The sequence below is a fragment of the Hyphomicrobium sp. genome (assembly GCF_035687085.1).
Lineage (GTDB): Bacteria > Pseudomonadota > Alphaproteobacteria > Rhizobiales > Hyphomicrobiaceae > Hyphomicrobium_B.
This window is the reverse complement of sequence record NZ_DASRYS010000002.1, coordinates 249,670-269,378: the sequence shown is the minus strand read 5'-3', so window position 1 is coordinate 269,378 and position 19,709 is coordinate 249,670. Positions and strand designations below refer to the sequence as shown.

The 19,709-nt window shown below is 62.8% G+C and carries 14 protein-coding genes; 5 read left to right on the top strand and 9 right to left on the bottom strand.

The features are described 5' to 3' along the window. Window positions 1–2: 2 nt before the first annotated feature. Window positions 3–278 carry a succinate dehydrogenase assembly factor 2 gene (locus tag VFG26_RS01670; RefSeq protein WP_325021542.1) on the bottom strand — a complete coding sequence of 92 codons (276 nt, stop codon included), beginning with the start codon at window positions 276–278 and terminating at the stop codon, window positions 3–5. 207 nt (window positions 279–485) lie between these two features. Between VFG26_RS01670 and recG the strand changes: the two genes are divergently transcribed. After that, the gene (recG, locus tag VFG26_RS01665) at window positions 486–2,600 is read left to right on the top strand and encodes an ATP-dependent DNA helicase RecG (protein WP_325021540.1); all 2,115 of its coding nucleotides are present in this window, start codon (window positions 486–488) and stop codon (window positions 2,598–2,600) included. Here recG and VFG26_RS01660 read toward each other — a convergent pair. From VFG26_RS01660 to glmU, 4 genes are all read right to left on the bottom strand, one after another. Continuing rightward, window positions 2,597–3,427, bottom strand: a complete 831-nt coding sequence (locus tag VFG26_RS01660; RefSeq protein ID WP_325021538.1) for a DUF502 domain-containing protein — start codon at window positions 3,425–3,427, stop codon at window positions 2,597–2,599. The two genes, recG and VFG26_RS01660, sit on opposite strands and share 4 nt — an antisense overlap. A gap of 43 nt (window positions 3,428–3,470) precedes the next feature. Further along, window positions 3,471–4,730: an SPOR domain-containing protein gene (locus VFG26_RS01655; protein ID WP_325021536.1), complete on the bottom strand. Its 1,260-nt coding sequence runs from the start codon at window positions 4,728–4,730 to the stop codon at window positions 3,471–3,473. A 163-nt stretch (window positions 4,731–4,893) separates the two neighbouring features. After that, window positions 4,894–6,714: a glutamine--fructose-6-phosphate transaminase (isomerizing) gene (gene glmS / locus VFG26_RS01650; RefSeq protein WP_325021534.1), complete on the bottom strand. Its 1,821-nt coding sequence runs from the start codon at window positions 6,712–6,714 to the stop codon at window positions 4,894–4,896. 140 nt (window positions 6,715–6,854) lie between these two features. Further along, entirely contained in the window at window positions 6,855–8,222 is a 1,368-nt protein-coding gene (gene glmU / locus VFG26_RS01645) for a bifunctional UDP-N-acetylglucosamine diphosphorylase/glucosamine-1-phosphate N-acetyltransferase GlmU (protein ID WP_325021531.1), read from the bottom strand. A 358-nt stretch (window positions 8,223–8,580) separates the two neighbouring features. Between glmU and VFG26_RS01640 the strand changes: the two genes are divergently transcribed. Next, window positions 8,581–9,426, top strand: coding sequence for an SPOR domain-containing protein (locus tag VFG26_RS01640; protein ID WP_325021529.1), 846 nt, complete (start codon window positions 8,581–8,583; stop codon window positions 9,424–9,426). A gap of 59 nt (window positions 9,427–9,485) precedes the next feature. Here VFG26_RS01640 and ypfJ read toward each other — a convergent pair whose 3' ends face one another. Then, window positions 9,486–10,439 (bottom strand): KPN_02809 family neutral zinc metallopeptidase, encoded by a 954-nt coding sequence (gene ypfJ, locus VFG26_RS01635; protein WP_325021527.1) that lies wholly within the window; start codon window positions 10,437–10,439, stop codon window positions 9,486–9,488. A gap of 141 nt (window positions 10,440–10,580) precedes the next feature. Continuing rightward, on the bottom strand, window positions 10,581–12,023 hold the full coding sequence (locus VFG26_RS01630; protein ID WP_325021525.1) for a malonyl-CoA decarboxylase: 1,443 nt from the start codon (window positions 12,021–12,023) through the stop codon (window positions 10,581–10,583). Window positions 12,024–12,107: 84 nt separating this feature from the next. Here VFG26_RS01630 and VFG26_RS01625 point away from each other — a divergent pair, with 84 nt between their 5' ends. The 3 genes from VFG26_RS01625 (at window position 12,108) to VFG26_RS01615 (ending at window position 15,438) form a co-directional block, all read left to right on the top strand. Next, the gene (locus VFG26_RS01625) at window positions 12,108–12,605 is read left to right on the top strand and encodes a hypothetical protein (protein WP_325021524.1); all 498 of its coding nucleotides are present in this window, start codon (window positions 12,108–12,110) and stop codon (window positions 12,603–12,605) included. A gap of 356 nt (window positions 12,606–12,961) precedes the next feature. After that, on the top strand, window positions 12,962–14,410 hold the full coding sequence (locus tag VFG26_RS01620) for a YcjX family protein (RefSeq protein ID WP_325021522.1): 1,449 nt from the start codon (window positions 12,962–12,964) through the stop codon (window positions 14,408–14,410). Continuing rightward, the gene (locus VFG26_RS01615) at window positions 14,407–15,438 is read left to right on the top strand and encodes a TIGR01620 family protein (protein WP_325021520.1); all 1,032 of its coding nucleotides are present in this window, start codon (window positions 14,407–14,409) and stop codon (window positions 15,436–15,438) included. The genes VFG26_RS01620 and VFG26_RS01615 overlap by 4 nt, the downstream gene beginning before the upstream one ends. Before the next feature lie 18 nt (window positions 15,439–15,456). On the opposite strand, the gene mdoH is transcribed toward VFG26_RS01615, so the two are convergent. Both mdoH and VFG26_RS01605 read right to left on the bottom strand, forming a co-directional pair. Beyond that, window positions 15,457–17,433, bottom strand: coding sequence for a glucans biosynthesis glucosyltransferase MdoH (gene mdoH / locus VFG26_RS01610; protein WP_325021518.1), 1,977 nt, complete (start codon window positions 17,431–17,433; stop codon window positions 15,457–15,459). Beyond that, complete coding sequence (locus VFG26_RS01605) at window positions 17,418–18,995, bottom strand: glucan biosynthesis protein G (protein ID WP_325021516.1); 1,578 nt, start codon at window positions 18,993–18,995, stop codon at window positions 17,418–17,420. Before VFG26_RS01605 ends, mdoH begins: the two co-directional genes overlap by 16 nt. Between the last annotated feature and the right edge of the window lie 714 nt (window positions 18,996–19,709).

Genomic DNA, 19,709 nt, shown 5'->3' with positions numbered 1-19,709 from the left:
TCTTATTTCGCCTCGGCGCCTAGGCCATGAAAGGCGCGGATATCATTCAACAGGTCCTCGAACTCAAAGCCGTTGTAACCCTCGCCGGAAAAGATCCACTGTTGGAGAGCGGGATCGGGAATTGCCAGAAAACGCTCGAAGCGTTCTATCTGTTCAATAGTATAGGATGCGAGACGGTCATCGGCATAGCGGCCGACCAGCACGTCCATTTCCTTCGTTCCGCGATGGTGAGCGCGGTAAAACGCACGCCGCCTCTGCGCTTCGAGATCGTCCGTCATTTGCCGTCCGGTTGCGTAGGCATGGTAAAAGCTGAGGCGGCGGCTTGACTGAGCGCCGGCCGGCCGTCACGGTGCGCCGTCCGCGAAGGGTTCCTATACCGTCCGCCACCGCCCGCGCCTAGCGGATGAGGCCGATGCTTATTGCCGCGACCAACGGTAGCGGGTAGCCATCCCCCGAGATCTGCCAACGGCGAGCCGAATCCGACGATGCGTCCACCACTTCTAAACCCGCTTTTCGCATCGGCACAGACCCTGACGGGCATCGGCCCCCGTCTCACGCAGCTGTTGAAGAAATGCCTCGCACTGCCGCCAGGCGTCTCCGAACCGCGCGTCGTCGACGTGCTCTGGCACATGCCGACGGGTGTCATTGACCGCCGCAGTCAGCCGCAGCTCTCAGCCGCCGTGCCGGGGACCATCGTCACGCTCGAGCTGCGCGTCCTGAAGCACCGGCCCTCGCCGCGCGGCAATACCAAAGCTCCCTATAAGGTGACATGCGAGGACGACACCGGCCGCATCGACCTCGTCTTCTTCCACGCCGAACACAAGTTCATCGAGCGCCAGCTGCCGCCAGGCGAAATCCGCTTCGTCTCCGGCCGCATCGAGCGCTACGGCGACAAGCTGCAGATGACCCATCCCGACTACATCGTGTCACCCGATGCGCGCGATGAAATGCCGTTACTCGAACCCGTTTATCCGCTCACCGCAGGTCTCTCGGGCAAGATCGCGCTCAAGGCGGCGCGTCAGGCGGTCGAACGCGTGCCGGAAGTTCCCGAATGGCAGGACCCGAGCTGGCTCGAAGCGCGCTATTGGCCAAAGTTCAACGAGGCGGTCGCCAGAGTGCATCGCCCCGTCGAAGCGCAAGACGTCTCGAACGGCGCGCTCCCCTGGCAGCGGCTGGCCTATGACGAACTTCTCGCCAACCAACTCGCATTCGCACTCGTACGGCGGACCATGAAAACCGAACGTGGACGGCGCCTCACAGGCAACGGCCGGATCCGCGCGAAGATCATCGATGCGCTTCCCTTCTCCCTGACTGGATCGCAGAAAACCGCGCTCGCCGAAATTGCCGAGGACCTGTCAGCGCCACATCGGATGTTGCGCCTGCTGCAAGGAGACGTGGGCTCCGGCAAGACTTTGGTCGCGCTGCTGACGATGGCGATTGCCGTCGAAGACGGCGCGCAAGCCGCCTTGATGGCGCCGACCGAAGTACTTGCCCGCCAGCACATCGATACCATTGCGCCGCTCGCGGACGCCGCTGGCCTCAGCCTCGCGCTGCTGACGGGGCGGGAAAAAGGCAAAGCCCGCGATGCCGTGATATCGCGCCTTGCAAGCGGCGAGATCGACATTCTGGTCGGCACCCACGCGCTCTTCCAATCCGACGTCGTGTTCAAGGACCTAGCGGTCGCCGTCATCGACGAGCAGCACCGCTTCGGCGTTCACCAGCGCATGGCGCTGCAGTCAAAAGGATCGAATGGCGACACCAACGTCCTCGTCATGACGGCGACGCCCATTCCCCGCACGCTTCTCATGACGCACTACGGCGACCTTGACGTCTCCAAGCTCACCGAAAAGCCCGCGGGCCGCAAACCCATCGTCACCAAGGCGGTGCCGCTCGAGTTGCTGGAGCGCCTGATCGACCGCGTTCGCGTCCAGCTTGCCGAGGGCGCGCAGGTCTACTGGGTTTGCCCATTGATCGAAACATCCGAAGTCTCCGATCTCGCCGCCGCGGAAGAACGCTTCGCCTACCTCCGCCAGATTTTCGGCGAAGGCATCGGCCTCTTGCACGGTGGGTTATCGGGCAAGGAGAAAGATGAGACCATGTCGGCCTTCGCTGCCGGGCATCTCAAAATCCTGGTCGCGACAACCGTCATCGAAGTCGGCGTCAACGTTCCCAACGCCAACATCATGGTGATCGAGCACGCCGAACGCTTCGGCCTCGCGCAGCTCCATCAGTTGCGGGGCCGCGTCGGCCGCGGCTCGCGCGAATCCTTCTGCATGCTGCTCTATAAGGCGCCGCTCGGAGAGACCGCCGAAGCGCGGCTCAAGATGATGGAAGAAACCGAGGACGGCTTTCGCATCGCCGAGAAGGATCTCGAGCTCCGCGGCGGCGGCGAAATCCTGGGCGCGCGCCAAAGCGGTGCGCCGGCCTTCCGCATCGCTGAAGTCCCCGGCCGCGACGCGCTGCTAGAGGCCGCTCGCGACGATGCCGAACTCATTCTGCAGAAGGACCCGAACCTCGTGTCCCCGCGCGGCCAGGCGCTCAGAACGTTGCTCTATCTCTTCGAGTGCGACGAGGCCGTGCGCCTCTTCCGCGCCGCTTAAGCCGGAGGATTGTCCGCTCCCACGCGGAAACGCGATGCCTTCTTCTGCGCGGCGGCGGCCGCGAGCCGTCTCTTCTCTTCAAGGTCCGGCATCACGATGCCGCCCGAGAGAATGATCTTCGCCGCCTCCTCGACCGTCATCGTCAGGAAGACGACGTTCGATCTCGGCACAAAGCAAATGAACCCGGTCGGCGGCACGATACCGGTCGGCATGAAAACCGTCAGCAGGTCCTCCGTGCCGCCGGGCTTCACGTCCTTGATCTCGCCCGTCGTCTCGCCGGTCACGAACACGAGGCTCCAGATTTCCTTCGACGGAAACTCGATCATCCCGACTTTTTGGAAACTCGCGTTCGGCCCGGTCGTCGAAATCACGCTTTCGAAAATCTGCTTCAGCGCGCCATAGACGTTCCGGACGATCGGCGTCCGCGACAACATGAGTTCACCGGACGACACGAGCGTGCGGCCGAGCAGGTTGGCCGCGAGCGCGCCGATGAGCGTGAGCCCGACGATGGCGATGACGAGCCCGAGGCCCGGCACCGGAAACGGCAGATAGGTATCAGGATTGAAGGTCGTCGGAAGGAGCGGCTTGATCCAGGCGTCGATCCAATGGATCACACCCCACATGATCCAAAGCGTGATCGTGACCGGCCCGACAATGACGAGACCCGTCAGGAAGGCGTTGCGGATGCGGGATCCCAGGCGCCAGCCGGTTCGGCCATCATCGCTGGCAAGCCGCTTCAGCCCAGCGGTCAGCTGCGCCTCAGTCTTCGCGTCGATGCCCGGAGCCTTCGGGCGGCCGGCATCGTGAGCAGGCGGTACAGGGGCCATTCTCTCCCACTCGAGCTTCAGCCCGATGGAAGCCGGGCAGCTCTCAGTTTGTCACGACAAGACAATCAAGGCCACTGGTTCTGAGCTTGTTGCAGAGGCCACGAGGCTCATCTTGCGAGGCGTAACCACCGATCCGCACGCGGTAAAACGTCCCCATGCTGCCGATGACGGCTTCGTCGACCATCGGTACATGATCGCCGAGCTCTGCCCCGTGCTGCGCAACGACGTTCTGAGCCAGCGCTTCGGCGTCGGCGCGCGAGCGCAAAGCTGCGATATGGATCTTGTATTTACCCTTAGCTGCGACGGGATTGGCCCGCGTATCGGCGAGCGCCACCTTTGTGGGCTTGTTGACGGAGCCCGGCGCCACGATGGTCGCGTTGCTCCAGCTCGATGTTTCCGGCACGGGCGGCGGCGATGTCGACGCTGTCGTGACCGTCCCGCTGCCCGACGGCGCGGGTGCGGCCGCCGATGAACCGCCGCCGAAAATGTTGGAGAAGAAGCCCGTCACGTTTCCCGGAATGGCGGTGATCGACTGGCCGAACGACGATCCGGATGTGGGAGCTGGCGCGGCTCCATTGGAAGCCGGCACGGCCGCTGACTGCAGGCTGGAATCATACTGACCCGCGGCAGCGTCTTGGCGCGTGATCGTAGCCGAGGTGCCGTCACCCGAACCAGCGCCCCCCGAGTTCTGGGTGCCCGCAGCTTCCGCGATTGCAGCAGCCGAAAGGCCCGCCGAACCAGCGTTGGGCCCCGGCGCCGCATTGGCGACGACGTTACCGCCCGTAGCAGCGGGCCGAGCAACCACCGGCGGACGATCGGGCGTCGTGCCCGTATCGGGAAGCCCGGCCATTCGGTACGCCTCGGAGCGCTCGGCAATGGCCGACTTCTGATCGCCCGGGCTCAGGCCGTTCTTCAGCCAGATCGCACTCGTCAGATCGGAGATGGCAAGTCCAGGCTTGTTGTCCCGCTTGTAGGCAAGCCCGCGCGTATGGAGAGCTTTCGCCATTTCCTGGGTGGAGAGCACACCGGCCTTGATGGCGAGTGTCAGCTGGGCAACGGCATTCTGATAGCGGCCCGCGGCATATTCCTTAAGGCCCGCGTCGTACGCTTTGCGCGAAGCCGCCTTCGCAGCAGCCTTTTGTTCCTCGCTGCCGTCGCCGCTTTGAGCCGCCCCCGGACCCTGCGCCGGCTTCGCTTTGGCGGCTAACCCTTCCGACGGCCATACGGCGACCGCGCCGGAAAATACGCACGTCACGATGGCAGCGAGCGCCAGCGGGCGCGCCAACACCTGGAACTGCGTCATTTGTCGTACCTTCCCCAATGGTCACGTTCTGGATCGCGCAACCTCCCTCAAAGGTAGTGCAATCATTTGAACGAGGCAAATTGTGGGCCCCCGCCCTCTCGCTCCCAGCTTATCAGCTTTAGCAATTCTAACAGCATTATTGGCGGTTATTCCACCGCCGAGCTTATTCCACGGTCACCGATTTCGCCAAATTGCGCGGTTGATCGACGTCCGTCCCCATCAGCACGGCCGTTTGATAGGCAACGAGCTGCGTCGGAACCGCATAAATCATCGGCGCAACGAACGAATCGACCTTCGGCATTTGGATATGGGCGGCAAGTTTGCAGCCCGCATTTTCCGGTGCCGCATCCGAAATCAGGATGACCTGCCCACCGCGCGCCGCCACTTCCTGCAAATTGGACACCGTTTTCTCGAAGAGATCGTCTTCGGGCGCAACGACGACCACCGGCACGCTCTCGTCGATGAGCGCGATCGGGCCATGCTTCAGCTCGCCGGCGGCATAGCCTTCGGCATGGATGTAGGAAATCTCTTTCAGCTTGAGCGCGCCCTCAAGCGCAATCGGGAAGCTTGAGCCCCGGCCGAGATAGAGAACGTCGCGCGCCTTCGCCAATTCATGCGCGACGGCTACATACTGTTCGTCGTTCCGCAGGATCGACGCGATGTGGCGCGGTACCTCCATCAGGGCGTTGACGAGCGCCGCCTCTTGCGCGTCCGTGATCTTGCCCCGGGCCTTGCCGATGGCAATGGCAAGGCAAGCGAGCACGGAGAGCTGGCACGTGAAGGCCTTCGTCGAAGCAACGCCGATCTCAGGGCCAGCGAGCGTCGGCAGCGCCGCGTGTGATTCCCGCGCGATGGTGGAGGTGCGAACGTTGACGATCGAGGCAATGCGCTGATTGTTCGACTTGGCGTAACGCAGCGTCGCCAGCGTGTCGGCCGTCTCGCCCGACTGCGAAACAAAAACAGCCAGCCCGTTCTCGGGCAGTGGTGACTCGCGATAGCGCATTTCCGAGGCGACATCGATGTCGACCGGCAGGCGCGCATAGCGCTCGATCCAGTACTTGGCGACGAGGCCGGCATAATACGCCGTGCCGCACGCCGAGATCGTCACGCGGCTGATTTTTGCGAGATCGACGCCGAGATCGGGAAACCGCACGCGCGACGCCGTCATATCGAGGTAGTTCGCCAGCGTATGCGAAATAACCTCCGGCTGCTCGTGAATTTCCTTCGCCATGAAGTGGCGATAGTTGCCCTTGTCGATCAACAGCGAGCTCGCAACGGCTTTGACGAGTGGCCGCTCCACGCGCACACCGTCCAGGTTGAAGATTTCGGCGCCCGAGCGGCGCAGTACCGCCCAATCGCCCTCTTCAAGATAGGTGATGGCATCCGTGAAAGGTGCAAGCGCGATCGCATCCGAACCAAGATACATCTCGCCCGACCCATGGCCGATGGCGAGCGGCGAGCCCTTGCGCGCCGCGATCATCAGATCGTCCTGGCCCGCGAAGATGATCCCCAGCGCGAAGGCGCCCTGAAGATGCTGCAAGGCGTTGCGAACGGCCGTGACGGGCTCGGCGCCCTGGTTCATCTCGTCGGTGATGAGGTGCACCACGGCTTCGGTGTCGGTATCGGTCTCGAACTTGTGCCCCTTGGCCTCAAGCTGCTTCCGAAGCTCGCGGAAATTCTCGATGATGCCGTTGTGGACGACCGAAACCTTCGCCGTCATGTGCGGATGTGCGTTACGCTCCGTCGGCCGGCCGTGCGTCGCCCAGCGCGTGTGCCCGATGCCCGTGCGCCCGGCGAGCGGCTCGGTGATCAGCCGCTTTTCCAAATTGCGAAGCTTACCCTCGGCGCGGCGGCGCTCAATCGCGCCATCCTCGACGGTCGCGATGCCGGCCGAATCATACCCCCGGTATTCGAGCCTGCGTAGCGCGTCGACCAGGTTGGTCGAAACCGAGGATTTTCCGAGTATTCCGACGATCCCACACATCGACCCGTCCCCCTTGAAAGGTATCCCCCAAATCGAACGATGGAGGCGGTTAACGTTCTTCTCAAATCACAGAGTGTTTCAGAGCAACACGACCGCTTTTTGCCCTGAAACGCGCGCAAAATCCCGTTTTGGTAAATTAACTACTTTTTCTGTGCTGCCGCTTTGCGCCGCGACATCACAGCCCTGAATTTCTCGGCCCACCCAGGACGCTCCTCCTGCGGGCTCCGTTCGATCGCCAGAGCCCCGGGACTGACGTCCTTGGTGATGACGCTGCCGGACCCGATATAGGCGCCAGCACCTATTTTTATGGGCGCAACGAGCGACGTGTTGGAACCCACGAAGGCGCCTTCCCCGATCTCGGTCTTCTCCTTGTTGTATCCGTCATAGTTACAGAAGATCGTGCCGGCGCCGATGTTCGCCCCTGCACCTACCGTGCCATCGCCAAGGTAGGAGAGGTGGTTGGCCTTCGCGCCCTCCCCCATCGTGACGTTCTTCACCTCGACGAAATTGCCGATGTGCACCTTCTCGCCAATGCGAGCACCTGGCCGGAAGCGGGCGAATGGGCCGACACGTGCGCCCTTACCGATCACCGCCCCTTCGATGTGGCAGAAGCCGAGGATCTGCGCCCCCTCCTCCACCTTGACGCCCGCGCCGAACACGACGTTGGGCTCGATTGAAACATCTGCCGCGATCTCAGTATCGAAGTGCAGCCAGACCGTGTCCGGCGCAATCATCGTGACCCCATCGCGCAGGAATGCCGAGCGCGCCCGCGCCTGCCAAATGGCCTCGGCCGCGGCAAGATGCTCCCGCGTGTTGACGCCGAGGACGTCACTCTCGTCGCACTCGACGACGGAAGCCTTCAGACCGTAAGCGCGCGCCAACGCGATGGCATCCGTCAGGTAGAACTCGCCCTTCGCGTTGTCGCTGCCGATCCGGGACAGCAATTCGGAAAGTTTCGGCACTCGGAACGCCATCACACCGGAGTTGCAGAGGCTAATCTTGCGCTCGTCCTCCGACGCATCCCGCTCTTCGCGAATGCCGGTAAGCGCCCCGCTGTCATCGAGAAGCAAGCGGCCGTAACCCGCCGGATCTTTCGGCCGGAAGCCGAGAACGGCGACACCGGCGCCTGCCGCAAGCGCCGCACGCAGCCGCTCGATCACCGCGCCCCGCACGAGCGGCGTATCGGCGAAGAGCACAATGACGTCATCGCCCGCCTGCGCATCAATTCCGGGCTTGGCTGCAAGCACGGCATCCGCCGTTCCGCGCTGGGCCGGTTGCTCGAATATGAGAGCGCCGGGCGCGACGCGATTGGCCTCCGCCGCAACGGCCGCCATGTCAGGCCCGACGACGACAGCAATCTTCCCACCCGCAATTCCCGACGCCGTGGTCAGCACGTGCGCGAGCATCGACTGCCCGGCAATTTTATGCAGGACCTTCGGCAGGGACGACTTCATGCGCGTGCCCTTGCCCGCAGCGAGGACGACGAACAGACAGGGCCGGAAACTCATGGATTACCTTGCTTTGCGTTTGTGACGGAGCCAAGTGACGAGCGTTTGCCAACGTTTTCGCCGCGCCGCCGCTCATGCCATACCGCCTGCGATCTATCGGCGGCAAGTGCGGCTCGCGTCGTCGATCCGCTCCGTCGCAGCCGGGCCACTCACCCGCGACTTAGAACGCCTCTTTGCCTAACAGTTCCCGATGGATAGGCCGTTTGCAACATCTCTGCCTTCGTCCACAGCTTCTAGCAGCGAACGGCCCCACTGCCATTGCGGCAAGCCCGCGCCCGACCCAACGTTGACGATAGGGTGAAAACGATTCGGGGAAATGGTCGGTCCGGCCAATTCCCTCCAGTAGGGCGACAGATCAATGACCAAGACTGCAAGCGACAAACCGATCCGCAGAGCCAGCGGCGCCACGCCCTATGCAGCCTTATGGTTCACGCTTGGCGGCGCCGGCCTTGGTTACCTGTGCGTGGCGTTCTTCGCGCCGCACTTGCTCCCGGACTTCTCCGGTGGCCGGCTCGCAGGCGGCAGCGAAGCACAGGTGATGCGGGTGGCGGCGGATGTCGAAGACTTGAAATCATCGCTGAGCAAACTTCAGCTCGACGTCGACAGCGTCAAGGCTGACGTCAGCGCACAGGCGGCGCACACGGACCAGCTGAGTTCAAAGCTCGCCGCCCTCGACGAGAAGATGCAGGCTCCGCCGATGCAAACGTCGGCGCTCGCCGAACCCGTGCCACCGCCCACGCCGGATGTGCCGGACTTCTCGGGCGCACCTCAGCAGCACGCTGAAGAAGAGGCTCACGACACGCCCCCCCCCACGAAGGTCATCAACGCCGCCCCGGCCGCGCCGAAGGTCGGTGAGATCGTGACGGGCAGCGTCAACAAGAGCAACAAGGCTGCCAGCGAGGAAGCCATCAGCTTCGGTCCTGCCGTCGTGAAGGCCGAGCCAAAGCCGGTCGGTATTCAGCTCGCCACCGATAGATCGGTCGACGCTCTTCGCATTACCTGGAGCGCATTGGCCCAGCTCCACGGCGATACGCTCGGCTCGCTGACCGCGCAGTACGCCGATCTCGGAACGGCGGCCAATCCGAACTACGGTTTGATCGCGGGCCCGATCAAATCGAAAACTGAGGCGAAGAAGATCTGCAAGGAACTCGCCGCGCAATCGGTGAGCTGCAAGATCAGCGACTTCAAGGGGGCAGCTCTTTAAGAGCTGAACGTCAAGGGACGGGATGCAGCCCGTCCCTTGAGCCGCTTCAAGCTCGCCGCCTAGGGGCTCGCGGTATTGAAGGTATCGCAGACTTCCATCCGGCCCGATTCCAATCCGGTCTTGAACCACCGCACGCGCTGGGCCGCCGTACCATGCGTGAACGCATCCGGAATGACCCGCCCCGTCATTCTGCGCTGAATCATGTCGTCGCCGATCTGCGTCGCGGCATTTAGCGCTTCTTCGACATCGCCCGGCTGCAGGCGGTTCTTCATCTGATCGTTGAGATTGGCCCAGACGCCCGCAAGGCAGTCAGCCTGGAGTTCGGCACGCACCTGAATCTGATTGGCGGTCGCCTCATCATAGGAACGCTCCTTGAGTGCCTGCACCTTGTCGAGAATGCCAAGTTGCTTTTGCACATGATGGCCGACCTCGTGCGCAATGACGTAGGCCTGCGCGAAGTCTCCGCTAACATTGAACTTGCGCTTCAACTGATCATAGAAGACGAGGTCGATGTAGACCTTTTGATCGAGCGGGCAATAGAAGGGACCCATGGCCGCTTGGCCTGCGCCGCACGCCGTCCGCGTAATGCCGGAATAGAGCACGAGTGGCGGATCCCGGTACGCCCGCCCGAAGCTTTTGAAGACGGAATTCCACACGTCCTCCGTATCGGCGAGCACGCGCTTAACGAAGATGGCTTCGTCATCGCTTCCCGGCGATTGGCTTTGCCGCGAACCCGGAAGCCCGGGAATGTCGGACGGCCCACGGGATGGCCGTTCCGAATGCGGCATGTCCGGCATGCTGATCTGACTGTTCGGGCCAAGCAGAACTTCAAGCGGGTTGATCCCGAAGAGCAGCATCACCGCGCCGATGATCAGCAATGACGTCAGACTGAAACCGCCCCGCCCCCCAATCGGGATCTGCATGCCCCCGCGCGGGAATGGAAAACCGCCCGGCCCTTGCCCGCGACGATCCTCGACGTTGCTGCTTTCACGGTCGTTCTGATCGTAGCGCATGTCAGCCTCTGCAAATGGCGAAGCAGTACGGTTCGGGGGCGGCCCAAGATAACGCATGGGCCGCAACACCGATCCGCATACTGCACGCGTGTCGAACCTTTACAAGCAGCACCCTGCAAACTGGCCGCGGCGCCCCTCCCGCTACGTTTTGGGCTCGTCGGAGCGCGCCTTTTTGGTCTTGGCTGTGCCCGGAAGCGCCAGCAGATCCGGCACTGCGAGGCCCTTCGGCTTCGGCGCCGGCTTCAGATGTGCACGGACCGATCGGGAGGCCACAACGGTCCCGTCATCGGCGTATGCCTCGTGGTTGCGCTCGATCTCGGTGAGATCGTAGCGGTAATTGACCATCAATCCATGCGCCTCGCGCAGGCCCTTCTCGGAAGTGTCCGCGAGCCAGTTCAACCGCTCGAGACGGGCGCCGTTGCCCAGATGGAAGCGGGCCACCTGATCGACCGGCCGCGCGTCGCTTGACCGGGCGACGAGAAAGTAATGCGCAGCCAGGCCCATCAGAGCGGATTTGATCTCCTCGGCCTCCGGGGTGTCCTTCATCGCATCCTCGACCCAGCGCGGATCGCGAAGCCGCGACAGCGCCTGGCGGTCTGCGGGCGAAATCGGTACGTCGCTGCCGTTGGCGAGCGTCCGGTCCACCCAGCGCGCGAAGCTCGGCACGGGCGAGAGGGTCACGAAGGTCCTGAGGCTCGATACGTCCCGGGCCAGATCCTCGACCACCTGCTTCAAGAGGAAGTTGCCGAACGAAATGCCTTTGAGACCTTCCTGGCAGTTGGAGATCGAATAGAAGACGGCCGTCGTGGGCGGCGCATCGTCCTCGTCCGAGCGATGTCCGTCGAGCACGGTCGCGATGGCATCGGGCATCTCGCGCATCAACGCCACTTCGACGAAGATCAACGGCTCGTCGACGAGCGCGGGATGGAAGAAGGCAAAGCAACGCCGGTCCTTGGGGTCGAGCCGCCGCCTGAGGTCGTCCCACCCGCGGATTTCATGCACCGCTTCATATTCGATGATCTTTTCCAGAATGGCCGCCGGCGTCTGCCAGTCGATGCGCCGGAGCACGAGGAAGCCGCGATTGAACCACGACGTCAAAAGCCGCTCGAGATCGGCATCGACGGCGGCGAGCGCTTCATCCGACTTGATGTGGCGAAGAAGGTCGCCTCGCAGCGCCACGATCTCCGCTGTCGCGCCGGCCGCAAGGTTCAAGCGGCGGAAGAATTCGAGCCGAGGGCTGTAGGAGGCCTTCTGCAGTCGCGTCAGCGTCTTCTCGGAAGGATGCTCGAGATAGCTGCGCGCAGCGTCCGCAACGACAGCCGGATCGGGTTGTAAATCTTCCGCGAGGAAGCGGAAAAACTGAAGGCGTTCCTCGCTCGAAGCCTTCCTCAGCTGATTGAGAAGCTGCCGCGCAATGGCAACGCCCGACGCTTCGCCGCGTCCCGACATCAGCGCGCGCGACAAAACCTCGATGGACTCGCCGCCGGCCTCGCGAAAGAGCGCCTTCGGCAGCAGCGCACGACCTTGCTCGGCGACGGTCGCCATCAATTCCTGAAAGAACGAAACGTTCACGCGTTCTGCCATCAGCTGTGGAGCTCCTTACAGGCGTTAACCTTTGCTTAACCGTATCGAACGAGCATCCCGTCCTAACTTGTATAGGGCCTTTCCATGACCGATCGATTATCTTCGGGCTGGCCCGCGTCGTCGCTCGACGCGGCCAAGAATGACACCGGACGGGTCGCATTCTGCGGACCTTACGTCCTCTCCGCCATCACGGGCTACGGCATCGCCAAGATCGAGGACGTGATCCGTGAAGGACGCGAGTTGCCTCCCCATCGCAAGCCCGTCGTGCGCGGCACCTACGCCGACGAAGTCGAAGCCGCGCTCGCCTACTTCGGCTTTCGCATGGAGCTCAAGGAAAGCTTCATGCACCGGGCGCGCAAAGAGCGCCCGACGTTCTGGACGTGGATGCAGAAGCCGCGCAACGCCTGGGCCTACTACATCCTGGCGATTCACAAGGGCAAAGAAGGGCACTGGATCCTCGTGAAGGGGGTGAAGATGTGCGACACCTTCACGGAGGGCAAATGGACCTTCGTGGTCGACGGTCCGCATCGCGGCTGCCGCATCATGGAAGTCTTCGAAGTCAAGAAAGCACACGACGCTTAAAAGCCCTTCGGGCATCCACGCGTCTCCCCGGCCGGTCAGATCATCGCGCGGCGGATGAACGGCGTATGAACCCGCGCTTCACGGCCTATTCAAGGCTTGAGCCTATAGATGGTTCCATCACCCATCATTGGACCGGGCAAAGGGAGAAGAGGCCGTGGCCGAGTTCGTTCGTTCGAGCGCCATCATGTTAATGGCGGTCGTGGTGCTGGCAGCAGGCGTCGCCGTGGTCTTTTACGGATAAGGCGCACCCGCCAAGCGGCGCTTTACGAAGCCGCCTTGTCGAGACGCGCAAGTTACGCCACTTAGAGGGGGCTTCGATTGCCCCCTTTATTCTCTGGCCTCATGCGCGGCATCACTTGGCAGACACCTCCTACTCCGATCTTCTCAAAGATGCTCAGGCGCGCTTCGCCGATTACCTGACGCCGTCGGTGCGATTGGGCGTGACCGGCCTGTCGCGCGCGGGCAAGACCGTCTTCATCACCGCCCTCGTCCGCAATCTCGTCGCTGGAGGCCGCCTGCCGTTTTTCGCCCCCGACGCCGAGCGCCGCATCATCCGCGCCTATCTCGAGCCGCAGCCTGACGACAGCATTCCCCGGTTCGACTACGAGGCGCACCTCGCCGACCTTCTGTCGGCGCCGCCCGTCTGGCCCGAGAGCACCAAGCGCATATCGCAGCTGCGCGTCACCATCGAATATCGCTCGGCCTATCTGCTGAAGCGCGCCATCGGGCTTTCCAAGCTTCACTTGGACATCGTCGATTACCCGGGCGAATGGCTGATCGATTTACCGCTTCTCGAACAGGACTATCGCGCCTTCTCGAACGAGGCGCTGAAGCTCGCGAGCGCGCCCTCGCGTGCCGAATTCGCCAAACCCTTCTTCGCCTTTCTCGCCGGCACCGATCCGGCAGCTGCCGAGGATGAGCATATCGCCATGACGGGCGCCAAGCTCTTCACGGACTATCTCCGCGCAACGCGCGATAGCGGCGCGCAATCGACGCTCGCTCCGGGCCGCTTTCTGCTTCCCGGAGACTTGGAAGGCTCGCCGCTGCTCACGTTCTTTCCAATGCCGCTCGCATCAGAGGCGCGCCTGCCGCGCGGATCGCTCGCCGCCATGATGGCACGGCGGTTTGAAAGCTATAAGCAGTCCGTCGTCAAACCGTTCTTCAACGACCACTTCGCCCGCCTCGATCGCCAGATCGTGCTCGTGGACGTGCTGACTGCCCTTCATCGCGGCGCCGAAGCCATGGGCGATCTCGACCGCGCGATGACCGACATCCTGTCGGCCTTCCGGCCCGGAGCCAACTCCTGGCTATCCGTGTTCTTGAGCCGCAAGATCGACCGCGTCCTGTTCGCTGCCACCAAGGCCGACCATCTACCGGCCTCGAGCCACGATCGCCTGGAGGCTTTGCTGAAAGAGATCGTCGACGACGCCGCCAAGCGCGCCGAGACCGAAGGCGCGGGCGTCCATTCGTTGGCTTTGTCAGCGCTGCGCGCGACACGCGAAGCCACAGTCAAACACAGCGGCGAAATCCTCCCCTGCCTGCGCGGCACGCCGATTAAAGGCGAGAAGATCGGCAATGTAACGTTCGACGGGGCGACCGAGGCCGCGATCTTTCCCGGCGACCTTCCCGCCGATCCCGCAGCCGCGCTCGACGCCGCCCGCCACGCCAAGGCGGCCTCTCTGGAACTCGTGCGGTTTGCGCCGCCGAAGCTCCTCGACACGCTTCCCGATGGCAAACCGGCAGCGTTTCCGCATATCAGATTGGACCGCGCGCTCGATTTCCTGATTTCGGATTATCTCGCATGACATTCGAGAACGATCAGCCGCCCAGAAAGCCGCGCATATTCAAGCTCGACGACATCGCCGACGAGCCCGAACTCGAAGAGGCCGTGCCCGGCGCCGGAGCCGTGACTTCGAGACGAACGGCGCTGCCCGCATCGCAGCGCCTAACGGTCGGCGACATCAATCGTGGCTTCCGCTTCGGCGGCATTCTGTTCTCCGCCATGGCCGCGCTCGCCTCGCTGGCGGCGGGACTTTGGTTCACCCGTTTCGTCTCGGTCGCGCTGGAGCGGCAGGACTGGGTCGGCTGGGTCGCCTTCGGGCTGATGACGATCATCGCCCTGGCACTGCTCGGCATCGTGCTGCGCGAGCTCTTAGGCTTCCGGCGCTTGGCTCGGCTGGCGAGGTTGCGCACGCTCGTCCGCGACGCGATTGCCAAGCCGAATGTTCAGAGCGAACGGAAGGCCGTTTCGGCTCTCCTATCGCACTTTCGCGGGCGGCCCGACCTCGCCTGGGGCTTGGCGCGCGTGAAGGATCACACCGGCGACGTGCTCGAAAAAGGCGACCTTCTCCGCCTCGCCGATCGCGAATTGCTCCGTCCGGTCGATGGCGAAAGCCGGCGCGTCATCCTCAAATCCGCAAAGCGCGTGGCGACCGTCACGGCGATCTCCCCGATGATGTGGATCGCCATGGGTTTCGTTCTGGTCGAGAACGTCCGCATGTTCCGCGCCATCGCCGCGCTCTACGGTGGCAGGCCCGGCGTGCTCGGAGCGCTTCGCCTTGCCCGGCTCGTTGTCGGCCACATCATCGCGACCGGCGGCATTGCCATGACGGACGACCTGCTCGGTCAATTCGTCGGCCAGGACGTCCTGAGGCGACTGTCACGCCGTCTTGGAGAAGGCGCCTTCAATGGCGCGTTGACCTCCCGCCTCGGCGTCGTCGCGGTCGAAGTCATCCGCCCGCTTCCCTATCTCGATGCCGAGCCTCTGCGCGTACGCGAAATCTTCAACGAGCTTTTCCGCTCGTTGCGCGGCTCCGAAAAAGCCGGGGTGTAACCGTAGCCGAATGAGCCCCTAGGCCGCCGCGGCGTCGGGCTGCCGTGCCAAGCCGCCGGGCGTGGCGCTCTTTCGTGCCCAGTCGTTGGAGCGATGCCCCGCATCGACCAGCACGGGCGGCGGCTTCCGGTCCTCGTTCGTCGCCAGCGCCCACCGCTCGAGCGGCCCAGCCCTCAACGACGTCAGCCAGCTCACCGGACCCGCGAGCACCAGCCCGCCGATGACGGGCGACATCCACGCGAGCAATGCGGGCGACACCGTCCAGGCGATCGCACCGGCGATGCCGCCGATTGCCGTGTGCCAGCGCGCGAACCACATCGCGTCGTCGAACGTCAGGGCTCCGTCTCCGCGCTTCTGGGCCTTCCAGCCGGAATCGCGCCCCGCCAGAATTTCGGCGGCACCGACCGTCTGCGTCACCATGAAGATGGGCGCGATGAGCATCGAATAGACGGTTTCGATCAGCACACCCACAAAAACGCGGATGGCCACGAACACATTACGTTCCTTCCACGCTTGCTGCCAGGCAAGCACGAGCCCGAGCGCCTTCGGCAGCAGCACCACGACCATGGTCGCCATGAAGAGCCGGAGCGCCGCGCCGGGATCAATCGTCGGCCAGATCGGGAACAGCGTCTTGTCATCCCTGAAGTAGCTCGGAATCATCTGCTGACCCTGCAGCGCCAGCACGACGCCCACGATGAGCGACAGCGCCCAGATGCCTGAGATCAGATAGGACGCCGCGCCCATGCCCAGATGCAGCCGGCCCATCGGCGTCAATCCGGGCTGCGAGACGATGGCCAGATGCTGCAGGTTGCCCTGCGCCCAGCGGCGGTCGCGCGCCACGACATCTATAATGTTGGGTGGCATGCCTTCGTAGGAACCTTGCAGCGACGGCATCATGTGCACGCCGTAGCCGGCCCGCTGGAGAAGAACCGCCTCCACAAAGTCGTGGCTCATGATATGGCCGCCGAAAGGCTTCCGGCCCGGAAGCTCGGGCAGACCCGCCGCTTCGGCGAAAGCCGCCGTGCGGATGATGGCGTTGTGGCCCCAATAGTTGCCTTGGTCGCGATGCCAGAATGCAAGACCGGCGGCGACGGCCGGCCCGTAGGTATTGGAAGCGAACTGCTGCAAGCGTTGTAGCAACGTCTCGCCGCCGACGAGCCTCGGCACCGTCTGGATCAGCCCAGCCTTCTCGTCGGCCTCCATGGCGGCAGCTAGCGAAACGAGCGTCCCGCCCGACATGACGCTGTCGCCGTCGAGAATAATGAAGGACTCATAAGCAGCGCCGAACCGCTCGACCCAGTCGGAGATATTGCCGGCCTTGCGCCCGGTGTTCTTCAGTCGCCGCCGGTAATAGACCGGAGCGATCCCGCGCAATTGTTCGCTGAGTGCCCGGTAGACAGCGGCTTCTTTGTCGCCGTCGTTATCGCCGCGGGTATCGGAAAGCAGGAACACATCGAAGTAGCGGCTGCGGCCGAGTTCATCGAGCTCACGCATCATCGCCTCGACGGCGCCGGCAATTCGTGTCGGGTCCTCGTGATAGACCGGAAACAGCAAGGCCGTGCGCGAAGTCAAAGGCGACGTCGGCGGTGGCGGCGGAATGCTGTCCGGCCGCTCCCCGGTAAAGAGCGGCAGGAACCCGAGAGCCGCGCTGAGGCTACCGATCGCGATCCATCCGAACGCGATCGTCGACAGGATAAGAAAGAGAAACTGTACTGGCGTGATGACGACGAACGACAGGATCGTAAAAAGCTCATGCGCGAAAGCGCCGGTCAGAACGGCAGCGCCCGCGAAGATCGCCGTCCGTGGCACCCAATACCCGGCCCGGTCCGGATCCGCGACCGCCGCTACCGGCGTTGCGAAATCCTGAACGGGCATGTCGAGCGGAGCCGCAGCCGGCAAATGCCGCCACGGACCCGCATCGCGATGAGTATTGGAATCGGGAGATGCGTCCCCCCGCACCCCGTGTACGAAATTCTCGCTTACGGCTTCGTCCATCTATAGAGCCAAGTCTCCGAAACCGCCTGATCGCCTGCTTTCAACACAGCCCGCAGCTCAACCAGTTGGCTGTCGCCGGGTGCCAATTCGAACGTCACTCGAACACCTGAAATTTCGAGATTTCGCTGAACGGATACATTGGAGACCTTGCCCGCACTCGCCGACAGGTCGACGGCAGGCAAGTCTTTGGCATCTTTGACAGTAGGTCCTGTCAAATCGATGACGAAGATGACGTTCCCCTGCTTTTTTCCGCGTCCGATCCGCGTCTTGAGGACGCGGGCGCCGGACCAGGATGGAGGCACATCGGGGCCCCAGTAGATCTTGTAATTGAAGACATGCGGACCGCCTGCAGCCAGCCCATTTGCCGGCTTCCAATAGGCGGCGATGTTGTCGTGGATCTCATCCTCGATCGGAATCTCGATGAGTTCGACAAAGCCGTCGCCCCACCCGCTTTCAGGCTGAACCCACACGGAGGGCCGCCGCTCATACCGGCTCTCGAGGTCTTCATAGTTGCGGAAGGAACGGTCGCGTTGCCAAAGGCCGAACCCTTGCGGATCCCGGTCCGTGAAGGCGCTGAGTTGTAGCGTCTTGGGATTGTTGAGCGGCCGCCAGAGACGTTCGCCGCTGCCATTGATCATGGCCAGGCCTTCGCTGTCGTGCACAGCCGGACGGGCATCATCGATTCGTCGTTGGCTCGCCTGTCCATGGAAGTACATGCTCGTCAAAGGGCCGATACCGACATGCGTGAGCGTCGTTCGCGGATATAATGTCGCTTCGACGTCCATCACCGTCGTCTCTCCAGGCGAAATCGCAAACCGGTAGGCGCCTGTCGTCGACGGGCTGTCGAGCAACGCGTGGACAATGATCTCGGTTGCAATCGTTTTCGGCCGCTCGATCCAAAAACTCCGGAAAAACGGAAATTCTTCGCCGGATGGCTGAGCAGTGTTGAGAGCAAGACCGCGCGCCGACGTGCCGTAGCCCTGACCGCGCCCAACCGCGCGCAGAAAACTCGCGCCCTGGAAGACTGTGTACTCGTCGAAGGCATCCGCACGGTTGATCGGTCCGTGGATTCGAAAGCCGGAGAATCCAAAAGGCGCCGAATCGGGACCCGGGCCGATGAGCGGACCGAAGGAAAACAGATTGCCGTCCGCGACGAGTCGCGTGGCCTTGCCGTTCTCCACGATCCAAAGATCGACGGGAACGTCGTACAGCCAGCCCATGGCGAACGGCTGGACCTGGAAGTCGACGTGGTCACCCTTCCAGATCGCCTTCTCGGACCGGAAGCGAATATCCCTGTATTGATCGTAGGTTAGCTTGTTGAACGGCGGCGGCAGCGCGTCCATGGCGGGCTTCGCGAACGGCTGATCCGCCAAGCGCTTGGCTTCCGCCTTCAGAGTCGTCGGCCCAAAGGACATGCCCTGCGGGGTCGCCTGTGGCGCCGCGGCCTCCCCTTGAGCGTGGGCCTCGGTGGCGGCCAGGGCCAATTTCGCGAGTCCAAGCGCAAAACTTCCCGCCACCGCCTTCTCGAGCAGTTTGCGGCGATCAACCAAATTACCTGTCATTTCCGATGTCAGCCAACTCTTGCGGTGCAAACGTTTCGCCCCACGCTCTATCACGAGCGCAGCGGGCGGCCGGTGTGAAATCGGTATGGGACGATTGTGGCAGATTTTCCACGTGCACCAGCGCGCCCTGTGACTTTCCCGTCATCGATTTAGGACTCGACACACTCAACATCACCGGACCCATAATGGCGCCCGACGCGTAATACCGAAACCAGTTTTTCCTGTTAAACAATAGCGCACTAACGCAATATCCAGTGGCGAGCAGAACCCGAATCAGCATCGAATCGGTGATGCAAACAGCACACACTCAAAAATCATTATTGAAATGCTCTTGGCCTATCCAAAGCACCCCGCTATGGAGGCTCCATATAATAAGGTCGCAAATCGTATAATCCTTGTGCTCAACGCACACGTTGCAGCGATTGAAAATTGCAACCACTCGAAATGCCTTCAAAATTAGTTCGTCCGCAATTCGGCCGCCCAGTGGCCTCCGTGTGGCAACATCAGCTCTCGTTGCCATTCTGTCACAACCCGCGGCGATTCAACTGTCCACAACTCTAAACCCTATTTCCCGCCCGAAACGGATCTGCCTATACATTGGGCCTGAGCGGTAATTCGGGGGGAAGCCCGTGACCGCAGAAGACGGGTTTGAGGACGGTTAAAAAAGAAGCACCACTGAAGAAGAGTGTTGGGCTGAACAGACCGTTCCGTCCT